Here is a 10,843-nt window from a genome sequence, read left to right as displayed (position 1 = left end):
TAACACTCCCGATTTTTTAATCAAAAATTCATCTCAAGGTTTTATTTATAATGTCCGTTATTTCATTCGAAAATTGATGAATAAAAAAGTGATTTCCTTCAAACGTATAAAAATTGCATTTCCCTAAAGTATAATGTCCCCAATTACATATTAAATCTGAGCTTATCGTCTTGTCATTATTACCATGCAACACTGTTATATCACAGTCCATAACAGTCTTATTTTCAGAAATAACATCCTCTTCCAACATTTTGAAATCACTTCTTAAAATAGGAAGATATAATTGTTGTAATTCCTTGTTATGTAACAGTTCTTCCGAAGTCCCGCCCATATCCATGATTCTTTGCAAAAATAAACTATCCGGCAAAGCATGAATCATCCCCTCTGCTTTCTTCGTTTTAGGAATGCCGCAGCCGGAGAAAAATATGTGATTTGGCTTCTTCTGCTGCATTTCAGCAATTTTACTATATAACTTATAAACTAATCGGCCTCCCATACTGTGGCCGAATAAAGCATAATCACACTCCCTGATTTGATCCTTTATCAGATCATATATATCATTAACAGCCTCATCTATATGTTCATAAAAATCTTCGTTAATTCTTGTACCTCTTCCTTTTAACTCAATAGGATGTATTGTTAAAGAGTCACTCATTAACCTTCTCCATTTATAGTATATTGCACTTGATCCCCCTGCATACGGAAGACAAAATATTTTTTTCATAATTCACCTCAGAAATTTTGTAATAACCCGATAAAAAAACACCCTGAAAAGGATGTTTTTTACTATCTCATTTTATATATGAAATGCTCTTGAAACTCCGTTGATGATGAGGAAGATTCCTATTACTCTTAAAATGATCCTTGTTGTTCTGTTATCTTTTCCAAAAGCAACTTGCCCGATTTTACCGATAAATACATTCATGAGTACACCTATAATTAATTCAGCCATTCCAAATAGTTCTTCCATACCCAATTCCCTCACGTCCTTTTTGATCTGTTAATTTTATCAGATTATTGTTGATTTAATTTTTCTTTTTTTTAATCTCCCTGCTTATTAAGATGAAAGATACAATAATACTTAATAAGCCGACACTTGCAAAAATTACGATCGGAAGCCATTCAGTTCCTAAGGTACTCTTACTAAAGATAATGTTGTTTAAAGACTGTATTGCCCATGCTTCGGGTGTAAATTTAGAAATAACCTGCATATATTTTGGAGCAATTTCCAATGAGAAAAAGGAACCGCCTATCATCCCGCTTACTGCAATTATGATCGATGCGGCAGAAGTAAACTGCTTTTGGCTTCTCATAAATGGAACCATAATCATCGTAATGCAGGTCAATGCAAATAAATAAACAGCGAGCATAACAGCGATGGCAAAGATGTTATGACCTATGCTGATCTTGAGTAAATATTTTCCCGCAAGTATAATAACGATTATATGAATGATTCCGGAAATATAAGTAGCAGCCATTTTGGATAAAACATATTTTGTATAGTTTATAGGCGTACTTAGTAATCTGCTGAAAGTATTATTCTCTTTTTCATCAATAAGTGTTCTTAACCCTTGAATAACAACAAACCAAATAAACATTACAAGAAAACCAATTAATCTCACGGTCGCATTATCCTGAGTATGTTCACCCTGACTTAATGTTTTGTCATTCACTTCTATTCCTGAATTGTTTTTCAATTTCTTGAAAATGTTCTTTTCTATATCTTTTGAGTCCGTATGCAACTGTGCAGACATATATTGCGAATCTTTAACTACCTTTTTAAGAGTTCCCGCCTCATTTGTGACCAGCTGCTCTAACAATGTTCCGCTGCCGTTCTCGTAGTTTTGGATGATTTTCATTTTTATCTTGTGATTGTCCGTCAAATCCTTTCCAAAACCTTTTTCAATAACGACCCCAAAAGGAATATCCTGATCATCGACTTTTTTCTTTAATTCATTTTCCGTTAGCTTTATAACTTTAATATTTTTATGCTCTTTTATCATTTCAATGAGCTTTGCAGCATAGTTACTTTTATCAGCATTGGCTATATACAAGTTCTCTTTGCTATCCGTATCTTGAGAAAAAGAGAACAAAAATGTAAGGATTAACGGCACCGAAATCGTTGCAAAAATTGCTAATCTATTTCGGAGCATCAGTTTCAGCTGATGTTTAATCATGGCAATCAATTGCACTACTACGCCACCTTCTTCCGGTTGAATACCATAATATTAATAAAGACAAAGATGAGACCAATACCAATTAGCTCAAGCAAATCAATATACATGCCGCTAAGACCAATATTCTGTTTGACTTTTAAATAAGAGTTTATTGCCTTACCGTTCGGTATGATCTCTTGAACAACCCTCAAGCTATCAGGCAGTCCGTTCTTAGAAATAAAACTGCCTCCCAAAAAACTAAAAATATAAAGAACCGGAGAAGCCATACTGGACACCGCCACGTGGTCCTTAGCGGTAAAACCCCAAAACAATACAATGCTGCCTATAGCAAATGCGTATACTACCGTAATAACAAAAATATCAAACAAGTTGCCCCAGTTCATTCGGAATACGACCCAGCTTATCAGAATAACAGCAGTCATCTGCATTAAGATCGCAAAAATAATACCTGTCAACTTTCCAAGCACATACTGAATATTTAAAGTCGGTGTAGATTTAATTCTGAACAGCGTATTATTCTGCCGCTCATCAACAATGCTGTGAACAAGCACAAAAGCCGTCATAATGGAAAACATGACAACCATTGCAATTGAATAATACTGCATGGAATCGACAGGAACCGCATTTTTATTTGTCGCTGCTTTTGGGATATCAGCGGAGATCCCGTCATTATCGGCCAAATCGTTCATCATTTTTTCTATTTTTTCTTGTGGTACGCTGCCGCCGGAGCTGATATGTTTTATTACTTCTTGTTGCTCAGCGCTCATTGTTTTCACGCTTTTCGTAAAGCCCTCCAAAACAGCCTGAACAATATTTTTATCTATGGTCTTGTTATTATCTCCAATTAAATCGATATTTGTTTTCCCGTTGTTCATAACGGCTTTCGTAAAGTGTTCCGGTACATAGATAAAAGCTGCAGCCTTTCCTTCTTTAACTAATTTTTCACCGTCATTGTAGCTCTCAGCTTCTTTTAAATGAATGATATCTTTGAGATCGCCTTTCTTAAAAACTTTATCCTTTAAGACATCACCTAAAGAAACACTCTCCCCTGAATCTGCTGAGTAAAAAGCTACATCAAATGCTTCGATTTTTGAATCTGAATTACTGAACACACTGCCCAATATGAGGATTAGCAGTGATGGAAACAGCATCAGCTTTAAATAAAATGACTTATTTTTTGTTAACAGCTTAAAATCAAGAAAAAATAAGTTGAATAATTTTCTCAAGATAGCCTCCTCCTACTAATCTCTTAGGTTTTTCCCTGTAATTTGAAGGAAAATGCTTTCCAAATTTACTTCCTCGTACTTAAAGCTAGTGAGGTCGATCCCCAGATTTTTGATATCATCTACAATTTCAATGATGTTTCTTTCCTTCGTCGATACAAGCATTGAAATTTGTTTATGATCTACCGTCACTTTATCAATTCCTGTAATGCTGTTTATCCGGCTGAGTGCCTCTTCATCAGCACCCTTAAAAGTAACGGTTAAAGTGTCACAAGCATTTAAGTTTTCCTTGAGTTCTTCTTTCGTTCCTAAAGCAATAAGAGATCCATGATCAACAATTGCCACCTTCTCGCAAAGATACTCTACTTCTTCCATGTAGTGGCTGGTATAAATAACAGTCATTCCTTTTTCTTTATTCAGCCTTTTTACTGTTTCAAGAATATGATTTCTTGATTGCGGATCAATTCCTACTGTAGGCTCATCAAGAATTAATAATTTAGGATTATTCATTAACGCCACACCTATGTTGACCCGGCGTTTCATTCCCCCGGAAAACTCTGATACATTTTGATTTTTTTTATCTGTCAGTTCAATAATCTCCAGAACCTCATCAGTTCTTTCTTTTAGCTTTTTCCCTTTCAGCCCGTAAAGGCTTCCGAAGAAGTTCAAGTTATCTTTGGCGCTTAACGTTTCATATAAAGCTAAATCCTGTGGAACAACCCCCATTATTTTTTTTATCTCAATAGGTTTTTCCTTAAGTGATTTATTATCTACTTTAATTGTCCCGCTGGTAGGTGCAAGAACAGTGCTAATCATAGAAACCATTGTTGATTTGCCGGCACCGTTAGGACCCAATAGTCCGAATACTTCTCCATCTTCTACAGTCAGCGAAATATTATTAACTGCCGTAAAGTCATCATATTTTTTGGTAAGTTTTTTTAATTCGAGCATAATTAAAACACCCCTCGTGGTATTTCGGTTCTTTTATTTTAACCTGAATGGAATATTTTTAGAATTTACTATAGTACTCATTTACCTTATTACTTTAGTTAGGAATCGCATTGTTACTTTAGTCATATACGGAAGGTGTAAGTCCGGATATTCAGAAGAAAATGGAGGAAAGGAATTTGATGAAATTCCTTTCTGATTGAAGGAAAAAAGTTGAATCACATATGCTTTTGTAAATATAAGCTAAGCTCCGTTCGATTGTTCATTTGAAGTTTTTCCAGTATTCTTGATACATAATTTTTGACTGTGCCTTCAGTAATAAAAAGTGCTTCGCTTATAGCTTTGTTGCTTTTCCCTTCCATAATCTGTTTAGCGACTTCTTTTTCTCTGGGAGTAAGCAATTGCACCAGCTGTTCCTTTTCATTATTTTCTTGAACAAGCTCTTTATTATGTTCTACCGAATTTAGAGCCTTTACAACTTTTAGCGTTACCTTAGGATTTAACAGAATATTGCCTTCACATGCTGTTTTGATGGAATCAATAATTTCTTGTGAATCAGAATCTTTCAGTATGTAACCATCAGCACCGCTTTTCAGTCCAGTAAAAATGTATTCACTATCATTAAAGGTTGTCAGGATAATCACTTTAATATCCGGATATCTCTCTTTAACTAGCTTTGTTGCTTCAATGCCGTCCATTATGGGCATTCTTATATCCATTAAAATGATTTCAGGCCTTATCTGTTTTAGCAAATCTAATAAATGTTCACCATTAGAAGCTTCGCCTACAATATTAATTTCCTCGTGCAGACTCAGAATCATTTTAAGCCCTTCCCTGACAATTTGCTGATCATCCACAATGATAATATCCATATCAATACCTCCTCACATTCGGATTAAAGATCTGCTATCTCGGGGATTACGGCTTCCACAGTAAATCCTGAATCTAGCCCTGAATGAAAATCAACCTCTCCTCCAAGTGCAGCAAATCTTTTCTCTATTCCTTTTATTCCATTTGACTTATTAATTTCAGAACATCCTGTTCCGTTATCAGTTATCGATATAGAGATTTTTTCAAAAGACTTACGTATTCTTATTGAAAAAAACGTAGCATTTCCATGTTTTATCCCGTTCGTTATAGACTCTTGTACTGTTTTATAGAGACAATTCTTGATATCAGGATCAGCTGACTCTACTTTATTGTCCATATCAAGCTCGAATTTTATTTCATTTGTTTGCTGAAAATTTTCAAAAATCTCATTGATCGATTTCAGAAGCCCTTTTTGAGGAGCAGGGTCATTGAGCAAAGCGACAGCTTCTCTCAGGTTAATAATACACTCCTTCGATAAATCATGTGACTTATTGATGACTTGTTTAGCCTCGCTGGGATTTTTACTGACTATTTTATCGGCGAATTCAAGATTCATTGTTAATGCGATCAAATAATGCCCTAGGGAATCATGAAGCTCTTGTGCAATTCTTGTCCGCTCTTTAGAAATAGTTAACTCTTGAATCTTTTGAGAATAATTCTTAAGTTTAGTGTTTACACTTTGTAATTCTTTATTTAATGTTTGTATTTTTGCTTTTTCGAGCAGTACGTTTCTAAACAGATAAATAATAGCCATGATCACTAAATAGGACATCAATATATCTTTCCCGCTGGTCCCTGCTGCTTTAAGAGCTGTAAAAAAAATAATAAAATGCAGGCTTACTACAGTCCAGGGCAGTTTACGAGTTGTTACAATAATCTCGATCAGTAAGAAAATATTATATATTTGAGAACCGAGACAGTTAATTTTAAACAATAAAATGCCTGATAAAAGGTTACTTACTAAAAAAGATGCATAATATCTAAAAGAATACTGACCGCTTAGGTATTTTAATCTGATATGATCGTTGACGACTAAAAAAATGGTGATTATCAGCAGGTAAGCGGATTCCGAAGCCGTGAAAGTTGGCGTTTTAAAAATAGAACTGATAATAGAATATAAGGAAAAACAAATAATGGTTTTTTCTATGAGCACTCTTGTACTAATTGAAGAAAGATTTTTCATAATAATCCTTCCTGAGACAACTTGATATAAATTATATTATACATATATTGAGAAATCATAAAGCGACAACCTCCACGTTCAGCACATCATACAGCTCATCAAGCGAATGAATCTCGTACGTCGGGATGATTCCGGACTCATTTGCTTTCTTTCCGGGATTAAACCAGCACGTATCCATTCCCGCCATCTGACCGCCTTTTATGTCCGCGCTCAGTGAATCGCCGATAATAAGTCCGCCCTCGGCAGAAAAATCGGGAATTCTCGCAAACACGTAATCAAAGTATTCCTTCATCGGCTTTTGAAAACCCGTGTCCTCAGATACAAACACATCTTTAAAGAACGGATACAGACCGGAGTCGCCCAGCCGCTTATATTGTGATCTTGAGACGCCGTTCGTCACGATGTATAAATCAAATAAAGGACTCAGCCGTTCAATCAGCTCATAAGCTCCGTCTATCATCTGGTGCCCTTCTTCTAAGTATTGGCGGTACGCCTGATTCATCAGCACGCCGTCGGCTTCGAGGCCGTATTCTTTAAACAAAAGGGCAAACCGTGTATTGACCACTTCATCGCGGGTCATTTCCCCCTCTTCAAACGCCTTCCACAGCCCTTGATTTAACGATTTATAACGGGCTTCCACCTCTGCCGTCAGCTCCAGCTTTGAACCTTGAAACAATTTTTGAAGAGCATCGGTTTCTGAAGCGGTAAAATCCAGCAGCGTATTGTCTATATCAAATAATACCGTACGGTAATGACTCATCGATGTTTCCCCCGGTTCTGCTTTTTTTAACCAGTATACCACTCGCGGACAAGCCGAAAAAGACACCCCTGTAAGAGAGGTGTCTTTTTTGAATTATACAGCGTCTTCTATTTTCGATTTTTCACCAGGCATGCGCTTGCCGATACCGAACGCATAATAGCTGACCGTCACAATCGCCAGGAAAATCACCCCGACAACCAACGAAATCCGCGTATCTTTGTTAAACCACATGCCGATCAATACCATGAGTAAGAAAGCGATCGTCAAATAGTTTGTAAACGGCGCAAAAGGCATCTTAAACGGATGCTTATCAAGCTCAGCGCCCTTCGCTCTTCTGAAACCGAGATGGCTGATTAAAATGACGAACCACGGAATCATTCCCGGCAGCACACTCGCGCTGTACACATAGACAAAAATTTTCGGAGGCGCGATGTAGTTCAGCACGACACCGATCACAAGTCCGATTAATACCGCAAGCGTACCGAATATCGGCACACCGCTCGAAGAAACTTTCTTAAAGAATTTCGGTGCCTGTCCGTTCACGCCCAATGTATAAAGCATGCGTCCCGCACTGAATATCCCGCTGTTGCATCCGGACATCGCAGCGGTAATCACAACAAAGTTAATCAAACCGGCCGCCGCCGTAATCCCGACTTTCGCAAATGTCGAAACAAACGGACTGCCGAGTGAGTGAAGCTCATTCCACGGATATACGGTAACGATGACGAAAATCGCACCGATGTAGAAAATTAAAATCCGCCAAATAATACTCTGAATCGCGCTTCGCAGCGTTTTTTGCGGGTCCTTCGCTTCCCCTGCCGTAATCCCGATCAGCTCGACCCCTTGATAGGCCGCAACAACCAAAGACAAGGCAAAGAAAAATCCTGAAAAACCATTCGTAAAGAAACCGCCGTGCGACCATAAATTAGATAATCCGATCGCATGCCCTCCGTTACCGAAACCGAAGAAAATAATTCCGATTCCGGCCACAATCATCAGAATAATGGTGACGATTTTGATCATGGCAAACCAAAATTCAAACTCACCGAAAGATTTTACCGAAATTAAATTCGCCGCACCGAGAATGGCCATGGCGATAATGCCGGGAATCCATGCCGGCAGATCAGGAAACCAATATTTCATATACGAACCGACGGCGATAATTTCAGACATCCCGACGATCACCCATTGAAACCAGTTGCTCCACGCCGTCATATAGCCGGCTAACGGATGTATATACTTATGGCCGAACGTCGCAAACGACCCTGTACTCGGCTCTACATAGAGCATTTCGCCCATCGCACGCATGATAAAAAAGATAAAGATACCCGAGATCGCATAAGCCAGCAGGACAGACGGCCCGGTCCATCCGATCGTGCTGGATGACCCCATGAATAAACCGACACCGATCGTGCCGCCCAGCGCAATCATCTGTATATGACGCGCGCCTAAGCCTCTCTTTAATTCTTTGTTTGCCACTTCGCTTCCTCCTCTTAACAGCTCTGATATATGTGAAATAATGAAGCAGAAGGTGCACCTGTTGAACCTAACTCACTCTTCATTTCCCGCAATATTAGAAATATTCTATCTTCCTATCGTTATATAATCTCCAATTTCCTTATTCCATCATAATAAATTTTCGTGAAAAATACAATTGTTTTTTTCAGGTAAACACCTTGCACCCTAAACCAACAAACTAAAAATAAAGCGCTTTCATTTTTATTGAATTATGAATATTGAGATAATAAATGCCGCAGCCTCCGAGAAACAGGATGTCCCCTGGAGAAACATGTTCCGCCCCCTATTCAATATTATTTTTGCTAAGCAGAATGGCGTAAAGCCTTACCCTCTTCCATTCTCCCTTGTATACGCCATAATCCTGCTTAACTCGGCAAAAATCATGCATTAATCGATAAATGCCTCATTCAGCCGCAGCAAAAGCCGGCCGAACATTTCTTTTTCATCGCCGGACCAATCGTCAAGCATACGATGATACCGCTCAAGACGCATCTTTTTATCAGCTTTTAACCTCTGTTTGCCAAGCTTCGTAATCGCAAACAGACTGACCCGCCCGTCAGAAGGATCGGAAAAACGCTGGATCAGCTCTTTCGACTCCAAGGCCGCGGCCTGGCGTGACAATGTGGAAATATCCAGCTTAAATGATTCGGCCAATTCCTTCACACGCGCCGGCCCGAATTCATCCAGCTGCCGTAATAACAAATACGCAGCCCTTTCCAGATGTCCGATTTTACGGTCGGAGTTATCAAGATAAACAGCTCTCCTGATAAAAGTGGTGAGCTCATATTCAATTAATTCAATCGGATCTTGTTTTGACAAACAGCCTCACTCCTTACATTGACAACAGCAATATTAGTTGTATAATACAAACATATGCACATTTACTCAGAAAACATATAGAAAGATTTTGCATACATATATTTGTATAGTACAAATATATACGCAAAAAGTAAAGAAACATATCGAAGCATCAAGAAAGGGGGAAGCTGCTCTTCTCCAAAGAACAGCATTGTCGTGAAAGTCATACGCATCATACTGCAAATCATTATTTTATTCGCATTTTCCTTTATCGGGGGAGCCGTTCAGCAGTTCTTTCACCTGCCCATTCCCGGAAGCATCATCGGTTTGATCCTGCTGATCATATGTTTATCGGTTAAGATCATTCCCGTCAAAATGATTGAAGACGGAGCCGGATTTTTGCTGTCTTTTCTTCCGCTGTTATTCATTCCGGCCATGACGGGCGTCATCAATTACCCGTCACTGTTTTCCGCCAGCGGGGCTGCTCTGTTTCTGATCATCGTGCTGAGCACCATCGTCACAATGATCGCCGCAGGGTACGCCAGCCAGCTGTTAGAGCACAAAGCCAATCAGAGAAAGGAGAAAAAGAAGTGCAGCAAGCATGTATCGCAATCCTTATAATTTTGTTCACGGCCGCCGCCTATCTGGCTATGGTGAAATTATATGTGCGCTTTCCATATCCCTTTCTCATACCGGTTTTGACGACTACGATTTTCATTATTGCCGTGCTGCTTGTTTTTCATATTTCGTATAAAGACTATATGATCGGCGGACAATGGATCAATTCACTGCTCGGACCCGCCGTGGTGGCTTTGGCATACCCGCTTTATAAGCAGCGCCGGGTGTTAATCAAGTATATGTTTCCGATCATCGGCGGCGTGTTGGCCGGTTTATTCTCCGGAATGGTCAGCGGCCTGCTATTTGCAGAGCTGTTCGGCATCAGCCGGAGTTTGATTTTGTCAATTATCCCAAAATCAATTACGACGCCTGTCGCCATACAGATTGCGTCCGGTATCGGCGGTGTCCCTTCCATGACAGTCGTGTTCGTCATGATCGCAGGGTTTTCCGGCGTTATCTTAGGACCGCTGCTTCTCAAGTGGATCCGCATTCGCAGCTCACTCGGGAAAGGAATTGCATTCGGGAGCGCTTCCCATGCGCTCGGCACCTCAAAAGCAATGGAGTACGGAGAATTAACGGTCTCCATGAGTTCTGTTTCCATGACGCTCTGCGCCGTGTTAGGGTCGGTCTTCGGCCCCGTCGTAGCATGGATGTTTCAAATTTAAAGCTGGCGGTTCTCCGTCAGCTTTTTTCATGTGCGGATCATCTCATTCCCTTCCATTATTATGTTTCATTTGTAAGAATAATG

General features: G+C 39.2%; 12 protein-coding genes. 2 read left to right on the top strand and 10 right to left on the bottom strand.

Annotation, left to right across the window (positions count from 1 at the left end; all coding sequences use genetic code 11):
• Positions 1-28 precede the first annotated feature (28 nt).
• The 10 genes from NYE42_RS01230 to NYE42_RS01185 form a co-directional block, all read right to left on the bottom strand.
• Positions 29-724 carry a thioesterase domain-containing protein gene (locus tag NYE42_RS01230; protein ID WP_050515833.1) on the bottom strand — a complete coding sequence of 232 codons (696 nt, stop codon included), beginning with the start codon at positions 722-724 and terminating at the stop codon, positions 29-31.
• 72 nt (positions 725-796) lie between these two features.
• Positions 797-976, bottom strand: a complete 180-nt coding sequence (locus tag NYE42_RS01225; protein ID WP_024084829.1) for a hypothetical protein — start codon at positions 974-976, stop codon at positions 797-799.
• A gap of 49 nt (positions 977-1,025) precedes the next feature.
• Positions 1,026-2,192, bottom strand: a complete 1,167-nt coding sequence (locus NYE42_RS01220; RefSeq protein ID WP_033575109.1) for an ABC transporter permease — start codon at positions 2,190-2,192, stop codon at positions 1,026-1,028.
• A 2-nt stretch (positions 2,193-2,194) separates the two neighbouring features.
• Entirely contained in the window at positions 2,195-3,403 is a 1,209-nt protein-coding gene (locus tag NYE42_RS01215; protein ID WP_095352444.1) for an ABC transporter permease, read from the bottom strand.
• Between the two features lie 15 nt (positions 3,404-3,418).
• A complete protein-coding gene (locus NYE42_RS01210; protein ID WP_024084826.1) occupies positions 3,419-4,351 on the bottom strand; it encodes an ABC transporter ATP-binding protein in 933 nt (310 codons plus the stop codon).
• A gap of 215 nt (positions 4,352-4,566) precedes the next feature.
• Positions 4,567-5,220: a response regulator transcription factor gene (locus NYE42_RS01205; protein WP_033575107.1), complete on the bottom strand. Its 654-nt coding sequence runs from the start codon at positions 5,218-5,220 to the stop codon at positions 4,567-4,569.
• A 23-nt stretch (positions 5,221-5,243) separates the two neighbouring features.
• Complete coding sequence (locus NYE42_RS01200) at positions 5,244-6,401, bottom strand: sensor histidine kinase (protein ID WP_033575106.1); 1,158 nt, start codon at positions 6,399-6,401, stop codon at positions 5,244-5,246.
• Between the two features lie 55 nt (positions 6,402-6,456).
• Positions 6,457-7,161 (bottom strand): YjjG family noncanonical pyrimidine nucleotidase, encoded by a 705-nt coding sequence (locus tag NYE42_RS01195; protein WP_352426704.1) that lies wholly within the window; start codon positions 7,159-7,161, stop codon positions 6,457-6,459.
• Positions 7,162-7,254: 93 nt separating this feature from the next.
• Complete coding sequence (locus tag NYE42_RS01190) at positions 7,255-8,640, bottom strand: amino acid permease (RefSeq protein ID WP_003156747.1); 1,386 nt, start codon at positions 8,638-8,640, stop codon at positions 7,255-7,257.
• 426 nt (positions 8,641-9,066) lie between these two features.
• Positions 9,067-9,498, bottom strand: a complete 432-nt coding sequence (locus tag NYE42_RS01185) for a MarR family transcriptional regulator (RefSeq protein ID WP_003156749.1) — start codon at positions 9,496-9,498, stop codon at positions 9,067-9,069.
• A 195-nt stretch (positions 9,499-9,693) separates the two neighbouring features.
• Between NYE42_RS01185 and NYE42_RS01180 the strand changes: the two genes are divergently transcribed.
• Both NYE42_RS01180 and NYE42_RS01175 read left to right on the top strand, forming a co-directional pair.
• Positions 9,694-10,098, top strand: coding sequence for a CidA/LrgA family holin-like protein (locus NYE42_RS01180; protein WP_003156751.1), 405 nt, complete (start codon positions 9,694-9,696; stop codon positions 10,096-10,098).
• Positions 10,068-10,760, top strand: coding sequence for an LrgB family protein (locus NYE42_RS01175; RefSeq protein ID WP_007408978.1), 693 nt, complete (start codon positions 10,068-10,070; stop codon positions 10,758-10,760). The genes NYE42_RS01180 and NYE42_RS01175 overlap by 31 nt, the downstream gene beginning before the upstream one ends.
• Positions 10,761-10,843: the final 83 nt, after the last annotated feature.

This window comes from Bacillus sp. FSL K6-2865, from assembly GCF_040311405.1.
Classification (GTDB): Bacteria; Bacillota; Bacilli; order Bacillales; family Bacillaceae; genus Bacillus; species Bacillus velezensis.
This window is presented reverse-complemented; position numbering and strand designations above follow the sequence as displayed.

What these genes read in the sequence shown, in the direction of transcription:
- NYE42_RS01195 (WP_352426704.1), bottom strand. Translation starts at nt 7,161, where the DNA reads ATGAGTCATTACCGTACGGTATTATTTGATATAGACAATACGCTGCTG.
- NYE42_RS01230 (WP_050515833.1), bottom strand. Translation starts at nt 724, where the DNA reads ATGAAAAAAATATTTTGTCTTCCGTATGCAGGGGGATCAAGTGCAATA.
- NYE42_RS01205 (WP_033575107.1), bottom strand. Translation starts at nt 5,220, where the DNA reads ATGGATATTATCATTGTGGATGATCAGCAAATTGTCAGGGAAGGGCTT.
- NYE42_RS01210 (WP_024084826.1), bottom strand. Translation starts at nt 4,351, where the DNA reads ATGCTCGAATTAAAAAAACTTACCAAAAAATATGATGACTTTACGGCA.
- NYE42_RS01200 (WP_033575106.1), bottom strand. Translation starts at nt 6,401, where the DNA reads ATGAAAAATCTTTCTTCAATTAGTACAAGAGTGCTCATAGAAAAAACC.